Origin of the sequence: Pseudomonas sp. ANT_J12 (genome assembly GCF_008370045.1) — a bacterium.
GTDB lineage: Bacteria > Pseudomonadota > Gammaproteobacteria > Pseudomonadales > Pseudomonadaceae > Aquipseudomonas.
In genome coordinates, this window is sequence record NZ_VOBN01000022.1 from 12,648 (window position 1) to 36,441 (window position 23,794).

A 23,794-nucleotide genomic window follows, 5' to 3' on the forward strand; every position below is an offset into this window, starting at 1 on the left:
GCTGCATTCCCACGCAGAGCGTGGGAACGATCTAAAAAGACCGGGGTTAGATCAACCCCGTCTCATCATCATCAATCAAATGGCTCAACCCACCCAACGCTTCCCGGGCCTGGGTCCGGTCCATCAGCTTGGCCTGGGCGGCGGCCGGCAGGTCGGTGACGCGGATCACGCCTTTGCTGGTCAGCACCTGGATCAAGTCGTCGAGTACCCGGATCATTTCCAAGTCGCTCTGCTTGAGCTGCTTGAGGCTGGTTTCCATCACTTCGTTGGCGTACCAGGCCTGAATCTCGTGATTGTCGGCCGGCAGTGTTTCCGTGGCCTCGGCGTAGGCCGCGGCTTCCACGCGCACCAATTGGCCTTGCGCATCGCGTTGCACGTAAAACATTGAGCATCCCTCAGAAATGGACCAGCGTCATGCTGTCAGCAGCATAGGCCAACTGGTGGCGAGTATGCGGTGCGGCGACGAAATCGTCACCGGTGACATAGGCGCAAACGTGACGGCCGCCCCATAAGGGCGGCCGTTTTACGTTGGATCAGCTGTTGTTGTGGTCGACTTTGATGGTCGGATCGCTGCCGGCAATCAACGAGTGCAGGTTGGCGGTAGACCAGTTGTTACCTTCCAGTTTGATCGTCACGTCCGGCGTCGCCGCCGCGGCATCCGCCGAGTTGAACTTGCCGGCCGAGCTGACCTGCAACGACGACACGCCGTCAACGGTGGAGATCTTCAGGAAGTTGTCGATGGTGCTGCCGGTTTCACCCTGCAACAGATCGCGCAGGTCGATACGGTCACCTTCGCTGGCCTTGAAGTCCTTGATCACGTCGCTGCCGGTGTCGCCCGCCTTCCACACGAAGGTGTCGGCACCCGAGCCGCCAATCAGGATGTCGTTGCCCGAACCGCCGATCAGCGTGTCGTTACCGGTGCCGCCGAGCAGGATGTCATTGCCTTTGCCGCCATCGAGCAGGTCGTTACCGCCCGAGCCGAACAGGATGTCATTGCCTGCGCCGCCCAGCAGTGTGTCGTTGCCGTCGTGGGCGCCGGACACGTCGAACGTGGTGTAGTGCTCGGTCACGAACTGATGCACGTTGCTGGTGGTGACTTTGCTGACGTCCACGCCGGTCTGCTGGGCGACGAACGCCTGCATGGCCTGGTAACCCTCGCCGGCGATGCCGTTGAAGCTCACCAGGTCGCCGAACAGGATGTCGTTGCCGTCACCGCCATTGACCGTGTCGGAACCTGGCAGCGTCGCTTCGGTGTGACCGATGATCGAGTTGGCCAGGTCATTGGGGTTGATGTTGGTTTGCGGCGTTTTGTCCGAGTCGTACGGCTTGAGGTCGTTGAGCGTGACATCGCTGTTCAGGCCAATGGCTTCGACGTTCGACAGGCTACCCAACAACGCGAAGCTGCTGCTGGCGTTGTCGATGGTGGTCTGGGTGGTGCTGCTGCCACTGCCCGCCAGCGCCGACAACTCGTAGGTGCCATCGCCCTGGGCGTGAACGGTGCCGAGGTTGCTGGAGTCCCAGCCACCCCACCAGTTGGCGGTTTTCAGCGTCGCGACGCCCGCACTGTTGATGTTCAGGATGTGCGTGCTGTCGATGGTCGTGGAGAACGTGTCGCCCGGTTTGTAGTTGCTGGTTTTCACCACGTCGTCGAGTTTCACGTTGCTGTACAGCGTCGGGTTGGTCTGCTCGCCGCTCTGGTAGTAGGTCGGCTTGCCGTCGGTGATGAAATACGTGAGGTTCTTCGCCCCGGTGTTGGCCACTGCATCGGCGCTCTGGAACCAGTTGGCCGTGGTCTTGAACACGTCCTCGTAGTTGGTGCCGCCGCCCGACGCCATCGAGTTCAGGACGGCCTTGAGCGAGGCCAGCGCGTTCGGGTCGTTCAGGTTGACCGACACCGACTTGTTGACCTGGGTATCGAAGTCCACCAGGAAGATGTTCACGGTGCCCGAGTTGCCGCCCATGCTCTGCTTGAGGGTGTTGAACACCGACGTCAGCGAGTCCTTGGCCGCGTTGATCGACGACGCGCTCATGCTGCCCGAGCTGTCGACCATGAAGGCGATGTTGTAGTTGGTGCCCGGCACCACGGTCAGGCCGCCGATGTCGGCGACGATGATGTCGTTGCCGTCGGTACCGGTGACGGTGTCGCTGGCCGAGGTGGCAGTGATCGCGTTGTACGTCGCCGGGAAAACGGTGACCGGGATCTGCGCCGTGCTGATGGCCGAACCGCCCAGGGCCTCGGTGGAGGTCGAGGTCACGGTCAGGTTGAACTGGCCGTTGTAGTACGGCGGCGGGGTCACGGTCAGGGTGCCGAGGTTCCAGCCGGTGACGTTGGCTTCGCCGACCGTCGCGGTGGCGGTGAAGGTGTGGCCGGCGCCATCGGTGAGGATCGAGCCTGCCGGGATGCCGCTGATTTTAACGCTCAGGCTTTCGGAGCCGTCGGTGTCGGTCAGTGCAGTCTTTATCGCGGACAGGTGAACGCTGGTGCCTTCGAAACCGGTATTGAGTTTGTAGCCGTCGTAGTAACCCTCACCGCCCGTGCCATGCAGGTCGGAGACGGTTACGCCGGACGCGGCCAGATCCGCCACGCCGGTGTACAACGGCACGCCCGCGCTGCTCAGATCGACCGGTGTCGCGCCATTGACCGACAGGTTGACGTCATAGCTGCCTGGGCCGCTCTGGTTGTGGTGGTAGATGTCGAGGGTGTAGTAGCCGCTGGCGGTCGGGGTGAACGAACCGCTCAAGCTGCCGCCCGCACCCCACAGGGCGGACGCGACGTTCTTGCCGCCAATGGTCACCAGCAGGCTGTCATCGCCAGAACCGCTGAAGGTGTAGGTCTTGCCGGCTTCGAGGTAGATCAGGCCGGAAGTTTTCGATGCCGTACCCGCTGCGACACTGCCGTCGGACTGCACGTTGGTCACGTTGGTGCTGGAGTTCGGTGTACCCGCCGCGTCGATCACCGACTTGAGCGTGCCAGTCGGCGCGCCGCTGCCGTCGGTGCCCAGGCCCGACAGACCGGTCCAGACTTCCTTGATCAGCCCGGTGGATTTGACGCTGTTGTCCGCAACGGTCAGGGACGGTGCATCGGCGACCGGCGTGATGTCGATTTTGATCGTGCCGGTGTTGCCCAGCAATTGACCGTCGGTTGGCTGGAACTTGATCTGCGCGTAGTCCGCCTGATTGTTACCCAGGCCGGTGCCGCCGTAGCCGTTGGTCCCGGATTCGTTAGCGTCCGGAGTGAAACGCAGCTTGCCGGCGTCAATGTCAGCCTTGGTGAAGGTCTGGTTGTTGGTGACGTCGGTCCAGGTCGAGCCATTCAGGTACTGCAACTTGCCTTCGCCCGGCAGGCCGGTGATTTTCACCCCCAGGCTCGCGGCCGGGCTGTCGACATCACTGACGCCGAAGGTCGACCAGCCGAGGATCAGCGGGGTGTCTTCGGTACCGGTGACATTGGCTGGCGCAGCGGTCGGCGCATCGTTCACAGCGACCACGTTGACGGTGGTGGTTGCGACGTTCGAGTAGTTACCGCCATCGGTCACGGTCACGGTGATGATCCGCGGCACGGTGCTTGGGTCTTCACTGTTGTTGGTGAAGCTGATGTTCTTGATCGCCTGCATGTAGTCGGCCAGCGTCGCGTTGCCCGACAGGGTCAGCGTCACCGTGCCGTTGGTGCTGTTGGCATTGATGGTGATGCCGTTGACGCTGTTGCCCAGGTTCAGCGCATCGCCGTCCTGACGGTTGGTCAGTACCACGGTCGCGCCGGTCAGCATCGTGCTGTCCGGGTCGGTGATTTTCAGGTCGGTGTCGGCAATCGACACGCCCGCGCCCGGGGTGTTTTCGGTGAAGGTCACGTTGTAGTTGGCACCAGTGGCACCGCTGGAGTTGTTGGCATCCAGGTCGATGACCGGCGGCGCATCGTTGTCGATGATCGAGGTGCTGACGCTGCCATTGGTGGCGCTGACTGCGAGGTTCTCGAAGTTGCCGCCGGTGGCCGAGTCGATCTTGACCACGAAGTTTTCGGTGCCTTCGGTGATCTTGTCGTCAATGGTCGCCACGTTGAAGCTGGCGCTGCTGGCGCCGGCCGGGATCTTCACGGTGTACACACCGGTGAAGTCCGAACCGTCGGCGGCGGTGCCGCTGTAGACGATTTTCAGCGTCACGTCGGTTTGCGCCGGGTGCGTCAGGCTGACGGTGTAGCTGGCGGTCTGGCCTTCGGTCACCGAGGTGCTGCCGGTGATGCTGACTTCGGTCTTGTCGATGGTGTCGGTGACAGTGGTCGAAACGACTGACTTGTTCGCGCCGATGGCTTCGAGGTTACCGCCGCTGGCGCTCTTGATCGAGTCAGTGACAGTCGGTGCGCCGATGTAGAAATCGTTGCCCGCGATGACTGGCAAGCTGCCGGAGCTCTGGCCAACGGCGATGGTGATCACCTTGCCGCTGTCCAGGGTGACGGTCACCGGCTCGTTGTGCGCAGTGACCAGGTTGCCTTTGGCGTCGGTCAGGGTTGCGGTGTAGGTGATCGTGCCGTTTTCATTCACGGTTGGCGAGGCGGTCAACGTCACGGTAGTCGTGTCATTGACGTCATTCACCGTAGTGGTGACCGGCGTTTTGTTCGGCGCAACGGCTTCGAGGTTGCCACCAGCCGCATCCTTGATGGATTCGGCCACGGTGGTCGGGCCTTTGTAGACGTCGTTGCCCGCGATGACCGGCAGGCTGCCGGAGCTTTCACCGACGGCAATGGTGATCACCTTGCCGCTGTTCAGGGTGACGGTCACAGGCTCGTTGTGCGCGGTGACCAGGTTGCCTTTGGCGTCGGTCAGGGTTGCGGTGTAGGTGATCGTGCCGTTTTCATTCACCGTCGGTGAGGCGGTCAACGTCACGGTAGTCGTGTCATTGACGTCATTCACCGTAGTGGTGACCGGCGTTTTGTTCGGCGCAACGGCTTCGAGGTTGCCACCGGCCGCATCCTTGATGGATTCGGCCACGGTGGTCGGGCCTTTGTAGACGTCGTTGCCGGCCGCCACGGCCAAGATCCCGGAGCTTTCACCCACAGCGATGGTGATCACCTTGCCGCTGTTCAGGGTGACGGTCACGGGTTCGTTGTGCGCGGTGACCAGGTTGCCTTTGGCATCGGTCAGGGTCGCGGTGTAGGTGATGGTGCCGTTCTCGGCAACGCCTGGGGTCGCGGTCAGGGTTACCGTGGTGGCGTCATTGACGTCGCTGACGATGGTCGTGGCTGGCGTAGTGTTCGGCGCAACGGCTTCGAGGTTGCCACCGGCCGCTTCCTTGATGGATTCGGAGACGGTGGTTGGACCTTTATAGACGTCATTGTCCGCCGTGACCGGCAGGCTGCCGGAGCTTTCACCCACAGCGATGGTGATCACCTTGCCGCTGTTCAGCGTCACGGTCACGGGCTCGTTGTGCGCGGTGACGAGATTGCCTTTGGCGTCGGTCAGGGTCGCGGTGTAGGTGATCGTGCCGTTTTCATTCACGGTCGGCGATGCAGTGAGCGTCACGGTCGTCGCGTCATTCACGTCGCTGACGATGGTCGTGGCTGGCGTCGTGTTTGGCGCGACGGCTTCGAGGTTGCCACCGGCTGCTTCCTTGATCGACTCGGAAACGGTGGTCGGACCTTTGTAGACGTCGTTGTCCGCCGTGACCGGCAAGCTACCGGAGCTTTCACCGACCGCGATGGTGATCACCTTGCCGCTGTTCAGGGTGACGGTGACGGGCTCGTTGTGCGCAGTGACCAGGTTGCCTTTGGCATCAGTCAGGGTCGCGGTGTACGTGATGGTGCCGTTTTCATTCACGGTCGGCGAGGCAGTGAGCGTCACAGTCGTTGCGTCATTCACATCGCTGACGATGGTGGTCGCAGGCGTAGTGTTCGGCGCGACGGCTTCCAAATTTCCGCCCGAGGCATCCTTGATCGACTCGGAAACGGTGGTTGGGCCTTTGTAGACGTCGTTGTCCGCCGTGACCGGCAAGCTACCGGAGCTTTCACCGACCGCGATGGTGATGACTTTGCCGCTGTTCAGGGTGACGGTGACGGGTTCGTTGTGCGCGGTGACCAGGTTGCCTTTGGCATCGGTCAGGGTCGCGGTGTAGGTGATCGTGCCGTTTTCATTCACGGTCGGTGAGGCGGTCAACGTCACGGTCGTTGCGTCATTCACGTCGCTGACGATGGTAGTGGCTGGCGTGGTGTTTGGCGCAACGGCTTCCAAATTCCCGCCCGAGGCATCCTTGATCGACTCGGAAACGGTGGTCGGACCTTTATAGACGTCATTGTCCGCCGTGACCGGCAGGCTACCGGAGCTTTCACCGACCGCGATGGTGATCACCTTGCCGCTGTTCAGCGTCACGGTGACGGGCTCGTTGTGCGCAGTGACCAGGTTGCCTTTGGCGTCGGTCAGGGTCGCGGTGTAGGTGATCGTGCCGTTCTCCGCAACACTCGGGGTCGCGGTCAGCGTTACGGTCGTGGTGTCGATCGAGTCGGTGATGGTGGTGACGGCCGCTACGTTGCTCGGCACCAGGTTCTCAAAATTCCCGCCGGTAGTGCCGGTAACGGTGATGCTGACGGTGCTGCCATTGTTGTAGACATCATTGGCTGGCGTTGGAACGTTCACGCTGCCGGTGGTCTGGCCGGCGCCAATGGTGATGGTCGAACCGTTGGACAGGGTCACAGTGACCGGCGTTTGTGCCGGGTTGGTCAATGTCGCGGTGTAGGTGATCTCGCCGCCCTCGACGACGGTGCCAGTGGCCGTGAGGGTCAGGTTGGTGGTGTCCACCGAATCGGTAATAGTCGTGACCGCTGGCGCTGGGTTTGGAGACAACTGTTCGAAGTTACCGCCGGTTGCACTGGTGATCGTGGTGCTGACGGTGCTGCCATTGTTGTAGACGTCATTGGCGGGCGTCGGAACGTTGACGGTGCCGGTGGTCTGGCCGGCGCCGATGGTGATGGTCGAGCCGTTGGACAGGGTGACGGTAACCGGCGTCTGCGCCGGGTTGGTCAGGGTCGCGGTGTAGGTGATCTGCCCGCCTTCAGTCACGGTGCCGCCCGCCGTCAGGGTGACGGTGGTGGTGTCGATGGTGTCGGTGACTTGAGTCGTCGCCGGCACGGTTGGCGGGGTCACGATGATGCCGGCGCCGCCCGTGGTGCCGGTGACGGTCACGTCGATCTGGGTCGGGTCGTTATAGACGGTGTCGTTCGGCGCCAGCGGCACGTTGACGGTGCCGGTGGTTTGGCCAGCCTGAATCACGATCACCGCGCCGTTGGACAGGGTGATGGTCAGGTCGCTGGTCGGTGCCTGGGTCAGGGTCGCGGTGTAAACCAGAACGCCGCCGGCTTCGGTGATGGTTGGCGTGGCGCTCAGGCTCAGGGTCGAGGCCTGCACGATGTTGGCGTTGTTGGTGGTTTGGCCGCCGATGGTGTTCTGCGTGGTCGCTCCGGCAGCGCCGATGCCCGCGGTCGGGAAACCAATGGTCGGGTCTACCCGGCCAGCGGTGGCGTCCAACATCACGAAGCTATGGCCGCCACCGGCCGCGCCGCCTGTACCGGCAGCGGTCGGGCCGGCTGCGGTGGCTTCGAGGTCTGTGGTCGGGTCGGCGCCGGCAGCGATGGCCTGCTGCAGTTCTTCAACCGATGGCGCGGCTTGTGCAGTGGCTTCTGCCAGGTCGGTGCTGGAATCCGGAGCGCTGCCACTCCATTGAGTGTCGCGGCCCAGGTCCAGGGTCCGGCCATCGGCCAGTTCGAGCGTGACGGCGCCAGCGGCACCGGTGTCTACCTGATCGCCGACAAGCAGTCGATCGCCTTCAACGAGTACGCGGCGCACGCCCTCTGGGGACACCGCGAAAACCTGACCGACAATGCTTTTGACGATGGCAACAACACTGCTCATTGAAGACTCTCCGGGTGTCACGTTCAGTTGACTTCCATGGACCTGATGGCGAACTCGCCAAAGCAGTCTGGACGTACTTTTAAAAAATGTAGGGCATAAGCTTGACGCTGTAATCCGTCAACAATTTGGCTATATTTTTTCGCTATTTACTTTATGCCAAACTATTGACCTTATGGGTGCCATCCTAAACAATCGCCCCCGTAATGTCACATTGATATTTAAGCGGCGACCTGTCCTACAGCGTGTGATCCAGTTCCTGTTTTGAACTTTCCGACATACGGTCATTACTGTTGCCATCATCCGACGCAGCGCCCCTATTTGCTGTGACTCAAGACAAGAAGTTCTGGGAAATTTTCTTCATGCGTTCGTACTTGTTCAAAGCCTTACCCTTCGCCCTTGCCGCCAGTTTCGTACAAGCACAAAGCCTTCCAGAAGCCATGCAACAAGCGCTGGACGTCCATCCGGAGATCCAGGCAGCGGTTAATAGCCGATTGGCCGCGGATTATCAGTTAAAGGCCGCCAAAGGTGGATACCTGCCACGGGTCGATCTGCTGGGCGGTTACGGGCGCGAAGGCACGGATAACGTCACCACCCGCGCCGACACCGGCAGCAATCACTGGGAAACCCTGAACCGCAGCGAGTCAAGTTTGCGTCTGTCGCAAATGGTTTTTGACGGTTTTGCGACGTCCAGCGAAGTGGGGCGTCAACAAGCCACCGTTAACTCCCGCGCCTATTCCCTGCTGGGCACTTCCGAGCGCACCGCGCTGACCGTGGCCCAGGTTTACCTCGACGTGCTGACCCGTCGTGAATTCGTGCGCCTGGCCGAAGACAACCTCAAGAGCCACGAGCGCATCTTCGACCAGATCAAATTGCGCACCTCCCGGGGTGTCGGCAGCGGCGCTGACATGGACCAGGCCGAAGCCCGTATGGCCCAGGCCCGCAACAACCTGATCACCGAACAGACCAACCTGGCCGACGCCGAGACCAACTTCCTCAGCGCTGTCGGCCAGATGCCCGATCAGCTTGAGCGTCCTGCGCCATTCCTCGCCCTGCTGCCGGCCAACCTGAACGAAGCCCGCTCGCAGATGCTGGAAAACAGCCCGATCCTGCGCTCCGCCGAGTCCGACATTTCTGCGGCGGAAAAACAGTACGAAGCGGCCAAGTCGTCGTTCTACCCGCGTTTTGATGCCGAACTGGGCCGCTCTGCCGACAACGATGTCGACGGCCAGAATGGCCACAGCAACGAGTGGCAAGCCATGCTGCGCATGCGCTTCAACCTGTTCGCCGGTGGCAGCAACAAGGCGGACCTGGAATCCAAGTCGTACCTGTCGAACCAGGCGCTGGACATCCGCAACAACGCCTTGCGCGTGTTGAACGAAGAACTGGGCCTGGCCTGGAACGCCCTGAACAACGCCAACGCCCAGGTGCCGATCGCCCAGCAATATGTCGATCACAGCACCGCGGTACGCACGGCTTATCAGAAGCAGTTCAGCCTGGGTCAGCGCACCTTGCTCGACTTGCTCGACAGTGAAAACGAGTTGTTCACCGCTTCGCGCCGCCTGGCGGACATTAAAAACACTCAGTTATTTACTCAGTTCCGAATCAAGGCGACCATGGGCGAGTTGCTCAAGAGCCAGGGAGTGGTCGCACCGTTGGCATCCGTTGTGCAGAACGACGTGAAGCCAAAGGTTCAATTGCCCGGTATGAATTGAGCAGGACCTTTATCGTTCAATTGTTAGCCAAGAGTGCCGAGCGTGGAATCAGAAGTCAGTCGAGTTCAACTCATTCATGATCCACGCGCGCTGCATGACGATCCGTTACTGGATGGTCTGTTGGCCCTGTGCACGCTGCACCAGAAACCCGCCAGCGCGGCGATGCTCACCACTGGCCTGCCGCTGCCCAAGCAACGCCTGAGCATCGAGTTGCTGCCCCGCGCCGCGGCTCGCGCCGGGCTGCAAGGGCGGGTGCTGCAGCGCAAGCTGGAAGATATTCCGGCGATCGCGATGCCGGCGCTGTTGCTGCTCAAGGACGGCCGCAGTGCGGTGCTGCTTGGCTGGCAGGGCGACGATCAGGCCCGTGTGCTGCTCAGCGAAACCGATGGCGGCGAAAGTGTCGTCAACCGTGAACTGCTGGCAGACGACTACATCGGCAAAGTCTTCTTCGCCCAACCGCAACATAAATTTGACGTTAACCACGGCACGCTGATTCCCCGCGCGCGTTCGTGGTTCCGCGACACCCTCAAGCGTTCGCGCTGGCTGTACGCCGACGCCATCGCCGCCAGTTTCCTGATCAACATCATCGCCATGGCCGCGCCGCTGTTCGTGATGAACGTCTACGACCGCGTGGTGCCGAACCAGGCGGAATCGACCCTGTGGGTGCTGGCGATCGGCATCACTGGCGCCTACCTGTTCGACCTGATCCTCAAGAGCCTGCGCAGTCTGTGCCTGGACCTGGCCGGCAAGAAAACCGACCTGATCATCTCGGCCACGCTGTTCGAGCGCATCGTCGGCATGGCCATGAAGTACCGCCCGGCCCGGGTCGGCAGCTTCGCCCAGAACATCCATGAGTTTCAGAGCCTGCGCGACTTCCTCGCCTCGCTGACCCTGACCAGCCTGATCGATTTGCCGTTTACCCTGTTGATCTTCATGGTCATCGCCATTCTCGGCGGCCATCTGGTTTGGATTCCGGTGCTCGCGTTCCCGATAGCGCTGCTGATTGGCTACGCCTTGCAGAAGCCGCTGGTAGCGACCATGGAACGCACCATGGCTCTGGCCGCCGAGCGCCAGTCGAGCCTGATCGAAACCCTCGCCGGCCTCGATGCCGTGAAGGTCAACAACGCCGAAAGCGAACGCCAGTACCAGTGGGAACAGACCATCGGCACCCTCAGCCGCCTCGAGCTGCGAGTGAAAATGCTCTCCGGTCTGGCGATGAACATCACCCTGCTGATCCAGCAACTGGCCGGGGTGATCATGATTGTCTTCGGCGTGTACCAGATCATTGCCGGCAACTTGAGCATGGGCGGCCTTATCGCCTGCTACATGCTCAGCGGTCGTGCGCTGAGCCCGCTGGCCTCGCTTTCCGGCCTGCTGACCCGTTACCAGCAAGCGCGGGTGACCATGGTGTCGGTGGACCAGATGATGGAGTTGCCCCAAGAGCGCAACTTCGAAGAGCGCCCGCTGAGCCGCAAGGTCCTGCAAGGCGCCATCGAATGCCGTCAGCTGAACTTCACCTACCCGAACCAGCAAAACCCGGCGCTGAAGAACATCAACCTGATCATCAAGCCCGGCGAAAAAATCGGCATCATCGGTCGCAGCGGCTCGGGCAAAAGCTCCCTGGCCAAGTTGCTGGTGGGCCTCTATCAGCCGGACGACGGTGCCTTGCTGGTGGATGGCGTTGATATCCGCCAGATCGACGTCAGCGAACTGCGCCACAACATCGGCTACGTGCCTCAGGACATTCAATTGCTCGCCGGTACGCTGCGGGACAATTTGGTCTCGGGCGCGCGCTATGTAGAAGACGAACTGGTGTTGCAAGCCGCCGAATTGGCCGGCGTCCACGAATTCGCCCGTCTGCACCCGCAGGGTTATGAACTGCAAGTGGGCGAGCGCGGACAGAACCTGTCCGGCGGCCAACGGCAGAACGTGGCCCTGGCGCGTGCGCTACTGCTCAACCCGCCGATCCTGCTGCTCGACGAACCGACCAGTGCCATGGACAACACCGGCGAAGAACGCCTCAAGCAACGCCTCGCCGCGGTGGTTGAAAACAAAACCGTGGTGCTGGTGACGCACCGGGCGTCGCTGCTGTCGCTGGTGGATCGCCTGTTGGTGATCGACCGTGGGCAGATTCTCGCCGATGGGCCGAAAGCCGTTGTGATGGAAGCGTTGAAGAAGGGGCAGATCAGTGTTGCTTAAGTCGGGTTTCAAGGACTCTATCCGCCGCTACTTCAAAGGCTCTGCCTCGCTGCAAGGCCAGCCGTTGCCGGAAGTGAACAAAGCACTGATCGAAGATGCGCCGCGTGTGGTGCGGTTGACCATCTGGGCGATCATCGGCTTCTTCGTGTTCCTGATGCTGTGGGCCAACTTCGCCGTGATCGACGAAGTGACCAAGGGCGACGGCAAGGCGATTCCGTCGTCGAAGATCCAGAAAATCCAGAACCTTGAGGGCGGGATCGTCTCCGAACTGTTCGTCAAGGAAGGGCAGATCGTCGAGGCTGGCGCGCCGCTGATTCGCCTGGACGACACGCGATTCGCCTCCAACGTTGGCGAAACCGAGGCGGATCGCCTGTCGATGCTGCTGCGGGTCGAGCGCCTGAGCGCCGAGGTCGATGACCGTCCGCTGAATTTCCCGGCTGACGTGCTCAAAGCTGTGCCCGGCCAGGCGGCCAGCGAAGAGTCGCTGTACACCAGCCGTCGTCAGCAGTTGCACGATGAAATCGGCGGCTTGCAGGAACAGTTGATCCAGCGTCAGCAAGAGCTGCGCGAGTTCTCCTCCAAGCAGTCGCAGTACCGCAATGGCCTGGCGTTACAACGCCAGGAAATCAACATGTCCGAGCCGCTGGTGGCCCAGGGCGCGGTATCGCCGGTGGAAGTGCTGCGGCTCAAACGTGCTGAAGTGGAAACCCGCGGGCAACTGGACGCGACGACCCTGGCCATTCCCCGCGCCGAATCGGCGATCAAGGAAGTGCAGCGCAAGATCGACGAGACCCGCGGCAAGTTCCGCAGCGAAGCCCTGACCCAACTCAACGAAGCCCGCACCGACCTGAACAAGGCCCAGGCCACCGGCAAGGCCCTGGAAGATCGCGTGAGCCGCACCCTGGTGACATCGCCAGTGCGCGGGATCGTCAACAAATTGCTGGTGAACACCATTGGCGGCGTGATCCAGCCGGGCGTCGACCTGGTGGAAATCGTGCCGCTGGACGATACCTTGTTGGTGGAAGCCAAAGTCCGCCCGCAAGACATCGCCTTCCTGCACCCGGGGCAAGAGGCGACGGTGAAATTCACCGCGTACGACTACACCATCTACGGTGGGCTCAAAGCCAAGCTGGAGCAGATCGGTGCTGACACCATTACCGATGAAGACAAGAAAACCACCTACTACATCATCAAGCTGCGCACCGATCGCAGTCACCTCGGGACCGATGAAAAGCCGTTGCTGATCATTCCGGGGATGGTGGCGTCGGTGGACATCATCACCGGCAAGAAGACGGTGCTCAGCTATCTGCTCAAGCCGATCATTCGGGCGCGAGCTGAGGCGTTGCACGAGCGGTAGATCTTCGCAGGGGCTGATGGCCTCTTCGCGGGCAAGCCTCGCTCCTACAAGGTTTGTGTCGTTCACATCATTTGTGTGCGACGCGGACCTGTAGGCGCGAGGCTTGCCCGCGAAGGCGTCCTCAAAAACACCACTTGCTGATCGTTCCCACGCTCTGCGTGGGAATGCCGCCCTGGACGCTCCGCGTCCACCGTGACGCAGAGCGTCACGGGGTGTGTTCCCACACCGGGGCGTGGGAACAATCGGTGGCATATCGTTATTCATTAACGGTATTTAAATTTCAATTCTTATGACTATAAAGTCACTCTCCTGCGTACCTGCCGACCAATCGGCGCGCCGCACGACACGAACCAACACGGGACCTCCGTGAGTTTCTGATCGACGCGCGCGCCCTTGAGCGTGCCGTGCGTGGGAGTGATTTAAATGTCAGCCGTCTCTGCATCTCAAAGCATCGCGCCGCAAACCTTCGACATCCGCCCGTTCAGTGGCGCCGTCGGTGCCGAAATCATCGGCCTGGACCTGTCCCGCCCGATCGATGACCAGGACTTCGCCCGCATCCACCGCGCGCACCTGGATCATCACGTCGTTGTCTTCCGCGACCAGCGCATTACCCCCGAACAGCAAATCGACTTCAGCCGCCGCTTCGGCGTGTTGCAGATCCATGTGCTCAAGCAGTTCCTGCTGGCCGGGCACCCGGAAATCCTCATCGTGTCCAACATCATCGAAAACGGCGTCTCCGTCGGCCTCGGTGATGCCGGCAAGTTCTGGCATTCCGACCTTTCCTACAAAGAGCTGCCGAGCCTGGGCTCGATGCTCCATGCCCAGGAATTGCCCTCCGAAGGCGGCGACACCCTGTTCGCCGACATGCACAAAGCCTGGGACGGCTTGCCCGGCGCGCTGCGAAAAGCCGTCGAAGGCCGCTCCGCCGCGCACTCCTACACGGCGCGTTACAGCGAAACCAAATTCGAAGGCAATTGGCGCCCGACCCTGACGCCTGAGCAACTCGCCCAGGTCGCCGAAGTCGTGCACCCGATTGTCCGCACCCACCCGGAAAACGGGCGCAAGGCGCTGTTCGTCAGCGAAGGCTTCACCACGCGCATCGTTGGCCTGCCTGCAGATGAGAGCAAACAGCTGCTCGCCGAGCTCTACGCCCACAGCGTGTTGCCGCAAAACATCTACCGCCATCAGTGGCAGCCCCACGACCTGGTGTTCTGGGACAACCGTTCGCTGATCCACCTTGCCGCCGGCTGCCCCGGCTACCTGCGCCGCAAGTTGTATCGCACCACCATCCAGGGCGACGCGCCTTTCTGATTTGTCGGAGAACCACCATGTCCAAACGTCTTTCATTGGCACCGCTGGCTGCGGCCATCGGCCTGGGTTTCAGCCTGATCGCCAGCAGCCTGTTGGCGCCGACCGTGGCTCAGGCTGAAGGTGAAATCCGCATCGCCGAGCAGTTCGGTATTGTTTACCTGCTGCTCAACGTGGTCCGCGATCAAAACCTGATCGAGAAATACGGCAAGCAGGAAGGCATCGACATCAAGGTCGACTGGACCCAGCTCTCGGGCGGGGCGGCGGTCAACGATGCGTTGCTCTCCGGCTCCATCGACATAGCCGGGGCCGGCGTCGGTCCGCTGCTGACCATCTGGGACCGCACCCACGGCAAGCAGAACGTCAAAGCGGTCGCTTCGTTGGGTAACTTCCCGTATTACCTGGTGAGCAACAATCCCAAGGTTAAAACCATCGCTGACTTCACCGAAAAGGACCGCATTGCGGTGCCGGCGGTCGGGGTGTCGGTGCAGTCGCGCTTCCTGCAATACGCGGCCGCCAAGCAGTGGGGCGACAAGGAATTCAATCGTCTCGACAAATACACCATCGCCATTCCGCACCCGGACGCTACGGCGGCGCTGATCGCGGGCGGCACTGAGCTGATCGGGCATTTCTCCAACCCGCCGTTCCAGGATCAGGCGCTGGAAAACCCCAACGTGCATGTGGTGCTCAACACCTACGACCTGCTCGGCCCGAACTCGCCGACCGTGCTGTTCGCCACCGAAAAATTCCGCGACGAGAACCCGAAAACCTACAAGGCCTTCGTCGAAGCCCTGACCGAAGCGGCGCAATTCGCGCAGAACGATAAAGGCGCAGCGGCGGACACTTACCTCCGCGTGACCAAGGCCAAAATCGACCGTGCGGCGCTGCTGAAAATCATCGACAACCCGCAGTTCGAATTCAGCGTCACGCCGAAAAACACCTACCCGCTGGCCGAATTCCTCTACCGCGTCGGCGCCATCAAAAACAAACCGGATTCGTGGAAGGATTACTTCTTCCAGGACGCCAAACCGCTGCAAGGGAGCTGATCGAGATGAACGCTCCTTTGCAAGGCCACACGGCCAGCAACCCGATCACGGCAGCCCAGGCGCTGCTGTCGGTCGATCACGTCTGCCTGGAATACCGCACGCCGCAGCGCGTTGTCCGGGCCACTCATCAGGTCAGTTTCGAGATCGATCCGGCGGACCGTTTTGTGCTGCTCGGCCCGTCCGGGTGCGGTAAATCGACATTGCTCAAAGCGGTGGCCGGGTTCATCCAGCCTTGCGAGGGCGAGATTCGTCTGTTGGGGCAAACCGTCCACGCGCCAGGGCCGGACCGAATCGTGGTGTTTCAGGAGTTCGATCAACTGCCGCCGTGGAAAACGGTGAAGCAGAACGTGATGTTTCCGCTGCTGGCCTCGAAAACCCTCAAGCGCAAGGAAGCCGAGGAGCGGGCGCTGCACTATTTGGACAAGGTCGGGTTGGCGGCGTTTGCCGATGCTTATCCGCACACCTTGTCCGGCGGCATGAAGGCGCGGGTGGCCATCGCCCGGGCATTGGCCATGCAGCCAAAAATCCTGCTGATGGACGAACCCTTCGCCGCCCTGGACGCGCTGACCCGACGCAAGATGCAGGAAGAATTGCTGCTGCTTTGGGAAGAAGTGCGCTTCACCCTGCTGTTCGTCACCCACTCCATCGAAGAAGCGCTGGTGGTGGGTAATCGCATCCTGCTGCTGTCGCCGCATCCGGGGCGGGTGCGGGCGGAAGTCCACAGCCATCAATACGACTTGCACAGCCTGGGTGGCGTGGCGTTTCAGGAATCGGCGCGGCGCATTCACCGGTTGTTGTTCGATGAAGGTCAATCGCCGGAAACCGAGCGCGAGCTGGATTTTTCTGACATCCGCATCGCTTATTGAGCCATTGAGAGGAGTGCCCGATGAGCCAGTTTTCATCCGCGCGTCAAGAATTCGAAACCGTATTAGAGCCCCTGACGAGCGTACCGCTGGAGCGAGAATTGCCCCTCGGCCAGCGTGTATGGCAACAGGGCTGGGTTCGCAAAAGCCTGATCCTGATCTTGCTCGCCGTGTTGTGGGAAGTGGTGGCCCGTCTCCAGAACAACGACCTGCTGCTGCCAAGCTTCCTGCAAACCAGCAGCGCGCTGTATGACGGCCTGCTCAGCGGCGAATTGCTGGGCAAAGTGTGGATTTCGCTGGTGGTTTTGCTCAAGGGTTACCTGATCGGCATCGTCCTGGCATTTGCCTTGACCACCTTGGCGGTCTCCACGCAGTTCGGTCGTGATCTGCTGAGTACGCTGACCTCGATGTTCAACCCGCTGCCGGCGATTGCGTTGTTGCCACTGGCGTTGCTGTGGTTTGGCCTGGGGCAGAACAGCCTGATTTTTGTGCTGGTGCATTCGGTGCTGTGGGCCTTGGCCTTGAACACTTACGCGGGGTTCCTCGGTGTCTCGGAAACCCTGCGCATGGCCGGGCGTAACTACGGCCTCAAGGGCATGCGTTTCGTGCTGTTCATCCTGATCCCGGCGGCGCTGCCGTCGATTCTGGCCGGGCTGAAAATCGGTTGGGCGTTTGCCTGGCGCACGTTGATCGCGGCGGAGTTGGTGTTTGGTGCCACCAGCGGCAAGGGCGGGTTGGGGTGGTACATCTTTCAGAATCGCAATGAGCTGTACACCGACAAGGTGTTTGCCGGGTTGGCCGTGGTGATTCTGATTGGGTTGTTGGTGGAGAACCTGGTGTTCGATACGTTGGAGCGGGTGACGGTGAAGCGTTGGGGGATGCAACGCTAAAACACCCACCCCGCCGTAGGAGCAAAGCTTGCTCGCGATAAACGATAACGCGGTCCACCTGATACACCGCGACGCTTCCATCGCGAGCAAGCTTTGCTCCTACAGTACGGATTCGCTGCTAGCATTGCGCCTGAATCAATCCTGATCAGCGATGAGTGCTCAGCATGCAACTCCCGGACATGAACCTGTTGGTCGCCCTCGACGCTTTGCTCGATGAGGGCAGTGTGGTGGGCGCCGCGCGGCGGATGAACCTCAGCCCGGCCGCCATGAGCCGGACCCTCACCCGAATCCGCGAAGCCATCGGCGACCCGATCCTGGTCCGCGCTGGCCGTGGCCTGGTGCCAACCCCTAAAGCCCTGGCGTTGCGCGAGCAAGTGCGTGATGTGGTCGAGCAAGCCGCATTGCTATTTCGCTCGGCGGATGCGGTGGAACTGGGCACGTTACGCCGGCGTTTCAGCATCCGCGCCAATGATTTTTTCGTCGGCGTTTACGGCGGCAAGTTGTTCGACACCATGGAGCGCCAGGCCCCGCACTGCGAGCTGCGGTTCGTCCCTGAAGGCGATGGCGACGACGAGGCGCTGCGCGAAGGGCGAATCGACCTGAGCGTCAGCAACAATCGCCCGTCGATGCCGGAAGTGAAGATCCAGAACCTGTTTTCAACGCATTTCGTTGGTCTGGCGCGGGAAGATCATCCGTTGTTCGGTCAGGAGATCACCGCCGAGCGCTACGCCGGGTTTTCGCATATCAGCATGTCCCGGCGCGGGATTGCCCGTGGGCCAATCGACACGGCACTTGAGGCGTTGGGGCTGGAGCGTCGTGTGGCAGTGATTGCGCCGAGCTTTCATGCCGCGATGTTTGCCCTGCCCGATTCCGACCTGCTGCTGCCGGTGCCCCAGGAAGCACTGCTGAGCGTACGGCGCCTGGGCCTGAAACTGCGCTAGTTCACGCTGCCGATTCCACTGCCGACGCTGATGCTGACCCAGGCCTGGCACCCACGCTACGACAAGGATCCGGCCCATCGCTGGATGCGTGAAACGCTGAAGGCGTGTTGCGATGAGACGTGGTTGGCCGCGCAGCCCATCTCAAGTTGATCACGGCCCCCTTGTAGGCGCGGGCTTGTGTGGCGAGGGGGCTTGCCCCCGTTGGGTCGCGAAGCGGCCCCAAAACCAAAGCACAGGGACTGCTGCGCAGTCCAACGGGGGCAAGCCCCCTCGCCACAAAAGCCTGATCCCGCAATTGCTGCGTCTGACGCACTTATAACCTGCCAACAAGTCAATTTTCGTAACGCCTCATCCTCCCTAAAATGCCCCGGTATTCACACCCCGGAGCTCGCAGTCCATGACTTCCCTCACGGCCCCGGCCCCTCTCGCCGTGGCCAGCCCTGCCGCCGTCACACCGCCGGTTTTCGGCCTGCGGATCATCATCGGTCTGGTGGGCGTGTTGCTGGCGGTGCTGGTGTCCGGCCTGAACGAGATGGTGACCAAAGTCGCCCTCGCCGACATTCGCGGCGCGTTGGCCATCGGTTACGACGAAGGCACCTGGCTGGTCGCCAGTTACACCGCGACGTCGGTGGCGGCGATGGCGTTCGCGCCGTGGTGCTCGGTGACGTTTTCCTTGAGGCGTTTCACCCTCTACGCCATCGGCACTTTCACGCTGCTGGGCGTGCTGTGCCCATTCGCTCCGAACTACGAAAGCCTGTTGCTCATGCGCATCTTGCAAGGTCTGGCCGGCGGGGCGTTGCCGCCGATGCTGATGACCGTCGCCCTGCGTTTCCTGCCGGCCAACGTCAAGCTCTACGGCCTGGCCGGGTATGCCCTGACCGCGACCTTCGGCCCCGGCCTCGGCACGCCGCTGGCCGGGTTGTGGACCGAGTACGTCGGCTGGCAATGGACCTTCTGGCAAATCATCGTGCCGTGTCTGATCGCGATGGCGGCCGTGGCTTATGGTTTGCCCCAGGACCCGCTGCGCCTGGAACGCTTGAAGCAATTCAACTGGCGCGGTTTGCTGCTGGGTTTCCCAGCGATTTGCATGTTGGTGATCGGCATCTTGCAGGGCAATCGGCTGGACTGGTTCGAATCGAGCCTGATCTGCTTTTTGCTCGGCGGCGGTTTGCTGTTGTTGGTGCTGTTTCTGATCAACGAATGGTCGCAACCGATCCCGTTTTTCAAGTTGCAGATGCTCGGCATTCGCAACCTGTCGTTTGCCTTGATGACACTCGCTGGAGTGTTGATTGTGTTGCTGGCGGTGGTGATCATTCCGTCCAGTTACCTGGCGCAAGTCCAGGGTTATCGGCCGATCCAGACCGCGCCGATCATGCTGCTGGCGGCGCTGCCGCAGTTGATCGCGCTGCCGTTGGTGGCGGCGTTGTGCAACCTGCGCTGGGTCGATTGTCGCTGGGTGCTGGGGCTTGGCTTGAGCATGTTGGCGCTGTCCTGCCTCGGGGGTTCGCAGCTGACCTCGGTGTGGATTCGTGATGATTTCTACGTTCTGCAACTGCTGCAAATCTTCGGGCAACCGATGGCGGTGTTGCCGCTGTTGATGCTCGCAACCGGCAGCATCACGCCGATGGAAGGGCCGTTCGCCTCGGCCTGGTTCAACACCGTCAAAGGCCTGTCGGCAGTGATCGCCACCGGCGTCATCGACGCGCTGACCACCGCCCGCCTGCATTTCCACTCGACCATGTTGGTGGACAACCTCGGCAACTCGCCCCTGGCCGACAGCGACAGCGCCGGCCTTGCCCACCGACTGCACGAGCAGGCCGTGGTGCTCACGGCCTCCGATCTTTATCTGTGCATGGCGGGCGTCGCGGTCGCGCTGATCCTGCTGATTTTCTGGCTGCCGACGCGGATCTTCCCGCCCCGTGCGCCGACTTGAACGCTTCACTGAAACAGAAGATTTTTATGACGACTTTTACCAAGCAAAAAGTGGCGGTTGGCGTGGCCGCCGCGATCGCGGTCGGCGTGCTGATTTACCTGGTCGCGCCGGGGCTGTTCGGCAAACGCACGCAACAGAGCACCAACGATGCCTTTGTCTCGGCGGACTTCACCCTGGTCGTGCCACGGGTCGCCGGGTTTATCAAAGAGGTGTTGGTGGAGGACAACCAGCAGGTCAAGGCCGGGCAGTTGTTGGCCTTGATTGATGACCGCGACCTGCGCGCCGCCGCCCAGGCTGCCGACGCCGAAACCCTGGTCGCACGGGCGCAACTGCAAAACGCTCGAGCGACTCTTGAACGCCAGACCTCGGTGATCGCCCAGGCCCAGGCCACGGTGGTCGCGGCCAAGGCGGAAATGGCCTTCGCCGAGCATGAATTGAATCGCTACGACCACCTCGCCGGCGTCGGCGCCGGTACGGTGCAGAACGCGCAACAGGCACGTACCCGCATCGATCAGGCGACCGCGCGGCTGGCCAACGCCACGGCGGTGCTGGCGGCGGAGCGCAAGCAAGTGGACATTCTCACCGCCCAGCGTGATGCCGCCGAAGGTGGACTGAAACGCTCGCAAGCGGCGCTGGAAATCGCCAGTTACGAGCTGTCCTACACGCGCATCGTCGCGCCGCAGGATGGCATGGTCGGTGAGCGCGCGGTGCGGGTCGGCGCCTACGTGACGCCGGGCAGCAAGATTCTCGCCGTGGTGCCGTTGGCCCAGGCGTTTGTGGTGGCCAATTTCCAGGAGACTCAGCTGCGGGATGTGCAGCAGGGGCAGGACGTGCAGGTGCGCGTCGATAGTCTCGGCGGCGAGATGTTGAGCGGCCGCGTCGAAAGCATTGCACCGGCCACCGGGGTGACGTTTGCCTCGGTCAAACCGGACAACGCCACCGGCAACTTCACCAAGGTCGTGCAGCGGATTCCGGTGAAGATCGTCCTCGATCCGGGCCAGCCATTGGCGGATCGGTTGCGGGTGGGGATGTCGGTGGAGGCGCGGATTGATACGGCGACGCCAATGCATGAGGTGGCCAAGCGATGAACTCCGCTAATCACTCATCCCTGTGGCGAGGGGGCTTGCCCCCGTTCGAGTGCGCAGCACTCGCAGATTCTGGGTCCGCTTCGCGGCCCAACGGGGTGGTGCGGCATTCCGACAAGCCCCCTCGCCACAAAAGCTGCATGCAGCCAGTCGCTCTTGTGTTGAGCCTGTTTTTCCTGAGCGCCTGCACCGTCGGCCCGGACTTCCACAAACCCGAGCCACAACAGGTCACCGAATGGTCAAAACCGCAAAAGGCTGCCGAAAGCCAAGCGGTCACCCAAACCATGGACGAGCGCTGGTGGGAAGTGTTCCATGACCCGAAACTCTCGGCCCTGAGCCAACGTGCCCTGACCGATAACCTCGACCTGAAACTCGCCAGCAGCCGCTTGCAGCAAAGCCGCGCCGCACGCCAAGTCATCACCGCTGACCGCTATCCCACGACCGCCGCCACTGGCAGCTACGGGCGTGAACGCAACAGCGGCGAAGGCCTGAGCGATCCTTCAGGCAAAAACGGCAACTCAGCCTTCAACCTCTGGGACGCCGGTTTTTCCGCCTCCTGGGAACTGGATGTCTGGGGCCGCGTGCGCCGCGAAACCGAAGCCGCCGACGCAACCCTCGAAGTCGCCGAAAACGACCGTCGCGGCGTGCTGTTGTCGGTATTGGCCGAAACCGCCCAGGACTACATCCAACTGCGCGGCGTGCAGAACACCCGCGCCGTCACCGAGCAGAACCTCGACGTCGCCCGGCATAGCCTGAAGCTCTCGCAACTGCGCCTGGCCGATGGCGTGGCCACGGACCTGGACGTCGCCGAAGCCGCCGCGCAAGTGGCGGCCATCGAATCGCGCCTGCCCGCGCTGGAGCAGCGCCAGTCACAACTGATCAACGCTCTGAGCCTGTTGATGGGCGAACCACCGCAAGCGTTGCACGCCGAGTTATCCACAGACGCGCCCGTGCCGCAGACCCCGCGCCAGGTCGCCATTGGCCTGCCGTCGCTACTGGCCGAACGGCGCCCGGACATCCGCCAGGCCGAAGCCCGCCTGCATGCCGCAACAGCGAGCATCGGTGTGGCCAAGGGTGATTTCTATCCGCGGATCACCCTGTCGGGCAACATCGGTTCCCAGGCCATGCAACTGAGCGATTTCGGCTCCTGGGGCTCGCGCTCGTTCGGCATCGGCCCGCAATTCAGCCTGCCGCTGTTCGACGGCGGCAGACTGCGCGGCATGCTCAACCTGCGCGAAGCCCAACAACAGGAAGCGGCCATCGCCTACCAGCAAACCGTACTGCGCGCCTGGCATGAAATCGACGACCAGTTGACCGCCTACAACGCCAGCCAACTGCGCCGCGACAGCCTCGCCGAAGCCGTCCGCCAAAACCAGATCGCGTTACGTACCGCGCAACAGCAATACGTGGAAGGCGTGGTGGATTTCGTCAACGTGCTGACGGTGCAAGGGGAGTTGTTGGCAACTCAGCAGCAGTGGGTTGAGAGTTCGACGGGCGTGTCGTTGGCGATGGTGGGGTTGTACAAGGCGTTGGGGGGAGGGTGGGAGTCGGTTTATTCGGTGGCGAAAGTCACTACCAATAATCCGGTTTGATGGCTGGCGTCTTGCGGGTAGGGACCTTGTCTGGAAACTGGTGTGACTGGAGCTCTTCTGCGGAGATGGCACGTCGCATCCAGTGCGAATGGTCCTTCAAAGAACCGGGCGGAATTCGTTTGAGCCCTGTCCTGTAGGGAAGAACGATACCTATGGTTATGTGGGGAAAGTCTTCTCGGATAGCTTTCAGTGCGGGAGCCATGTCTGTATCCCCGGATACCAGAACGAGTTGCTGGATGCTTTCAGCTGCGGTGACCTTGGTTTGCCTGGCCGCTGTGCGGTACATGCTTATCGCGATATGGACGTCAGTTTCCTTTTCTTCCAGCTTCCAGATAGGCGTTGTGTCCTGCCGCGAGGCACCGATTTTCTTGTTGATGAAACGGGGCGCGCGCCGGTTCGAGTTGGTGGCGGCCATAGTGAACGTCAACTTTGTGAGCCCTCAGAGCCCGGACGTAAGTATCTTGAGCCTCCTTGGATGCGATGCCACGAGTCGCCAGTTCCGGTTTAACCGACGCAGTGAAGTAGTCGATTGAGGCGACAGAGCTTTGAGGGTTTTCAATGTGAGCGATATAGGCCAACAACTGCGGCAGGTTTAGCCATTTGTAAGGGGTATCAGCCAGCAACCCGTAGAACACGTTGTAGCCATCAACGAAGAACGCAGTGCGCACAAATCCAACCCTCAGAAACGAAAAAACCGGCCGAAGCCGGTTTTTTCACCCCAACTGCCAGAGAACTGAATCTCTGCGTACGGGGTTGAGTAGTGCGCAAATCCTAAATTGCATGTGTCATGCACGTCAACCATTGACGGATCAGGGCTCTACTCGACTGGATTCTTTCCAGCGCCGGCAACCCAGTTTTGGACAGCTGCCAGGTTGAGGGTCAAGTCACAAATGGCTTCATCTGTTAACGATTGTTGCAACAGGCAAGCTGCGAAGAGGGGGATGGTGTGCAGGGGCGAAGCGTCCATCCCCCGCTT

12 protein-coding genes and 2 pseudogenes are annotated in these 23,794 nt (G+C 61.5%); 11 read left to right on the forward strand and 3 right to left on the reverse strand.

Going from position 1 to position 23,794, the window contains the following annotated elements:
* Positions 1-46 precede the first annotated feature (46 nt).
* A complete protein-coding gene (locus FQ192_RS28530; RefSeq protein WP_054050336.1) occupies positions 47-385 on the reverse strand; it encodes a hypothetical protein in 339 nt (112 codons plus the stop codon).
* Positions 386-533: 148 nt separating this feature from the next.
* Positions 534-7,892 (reverse strand): retention module-containing protein, encoded by a 7,359-nt coding sequence (locus FQ192_RS28535; protein WP_149661516.1) that lies wholly within the window; start codon positions 7,890-7,892, stop codon positions 534-536.
* Between the two features lie 359 nt (positions 7,893-8,251).
* Between FQ192_RS28535 and FQ192_RS28540 the strand changes: the two genes are divergently transcribed.
* From FQ192_RS28540 to FQ192_RS28590, 11 genes and pseudogenes are all read left to right on the forward strand, one after another.
* A complete protein-coding gene (locus FQ192_RS28540; RefSeq protein WP_149661517.1) occupies positions 8,252-9,604 on the forward strand; it encodes a TolC family outer membrane protein in 1,353 nt (450 codons plus the stop codon).
* A gap of 42 nt (positions 9,605-9,646) precedes the next feature.
* Complete coding sequence (locus tag FQ192_RS28545; RefSeq protein WP_149661518.1) at positions 9,647-11,803, forward strand: type I secretion system permease/ATPase; 2,157 nt, start codon at positions 9,647-9,649, stop codon at positions 11,801-11,803.
* On the forward strand, positions 11,793-13,160 hold the full coding sequence (locus FQ192_RS28550; RefSeq protein WP_149661519.1) for an HlyD family type I secretion periplasmic adaptor subunit: 1,368 nt from the start codon (positions 11,793-11,795) through the stop codon (positions 13,158-13,160). Before FQ192_RS28545 ends, FQ192_RS28550 begins: the two co-directional genes overlap by 11 nt.
* Positions 13,161-13,583: 423 nt before the next feature.
* Entirely contained in the window at positions 13,584-14,471 is an 888-nt protein-coding gene (locus FQ192_RS28555) for a TauD/TfdA family dioxygenase (RefSeq protein ID WP_149661520.1), read from the forward strand.
* 17 nt (positions 14,472-14,488) lie between these two features.
* Entirely contained in the window at positions 14,489-15,514 is a 1,026-nt protein-coding gene (locus FQ192_RS28560; protein WP_149661521.1) for an ABC transporter substrate-binding protein, read from the forward strand.
* Between the two features lie 5 nt (positions 15,515-15,519).
* Positions 15,520-16,380, forward strand: coding sequence for an ABC transporter ATP-binding protein (locus tag FQ192_RS28565; protein ID WP_149661522.1), 861 nt, complete (start codon positions 15,520-15,522; stop codon positions 16,378-16,380).
* 20 nt (positions 16,381-16,400) lie between these two features.
* On the forward strand, positions 16,401-17,267 hold the full coding sequence (locus FQ192_RS28570; protein WP_149661523.1) for an ABC transporter permease: 867 nt from the start codon (positions 16,401-16,403) through the stop codon (positions 17,265-17,267).
* 164 nt (positions 17,268-17,431) lie between these two features.
* A pseudogene (locus tag FQ192_RS28575) lies at positions 17,432-18,358 on the forward strand (LysR family transcriptional regulator).
* A gap of 247 nt (positions 18,359-18,605) precedes the next feature.
* A complete protein-coding gene (locus FQ192_RS28580) occupies positions 18,606-20,141 on the forward strand; it encodes an MFS transporter (RefSeq protein ID WP_149661524.1) in 1,536 nt (511 codons plus the stop codon).
* A 26-nt stretch (positions 20,142-20,167) separates the two neighbouring features.
* Positions 20,168-21,229 carry an HlyD family secretion protein gene (locus FQ192_RS28585; RefSeq protein ID WP_149661525.1) on the forward strand — a complete coding sequence of 354 codons (1,062 nt, stop codon included), beginning with the start codon at positions 20,168-20,170 and terminating at the stop codon, positions 21,227-21,229.
* Entirely contained in the window at positions 21,226-22,818 is a 1,593-nt protein-coding gene (locus tag FQ192_RS28590; protein ID WP_149661526.1) for an efflux transporter outer membrane subunit, read from the forward strand. The genes FQ192_RS28585 and FQ192_RS28590 overlap by 4 nt, the downstream gene beginning before the upstream one ends.
* Here the strand turns inward: FQ192_RS28590 and FQ192_RS28595 are convergent.
* Positions 22,799-23,486 (reverse strand): annotated as a pseudogene (locus FQ192_RS28595) (NYN domain-containing protein). The gene FQ192_RS28590 and the pseudogene FQ192_RS28595 overlap by 20 nt on opposite strands.
* Positions 23,487-23,794 lie beyond the last annotated feature (308 nt).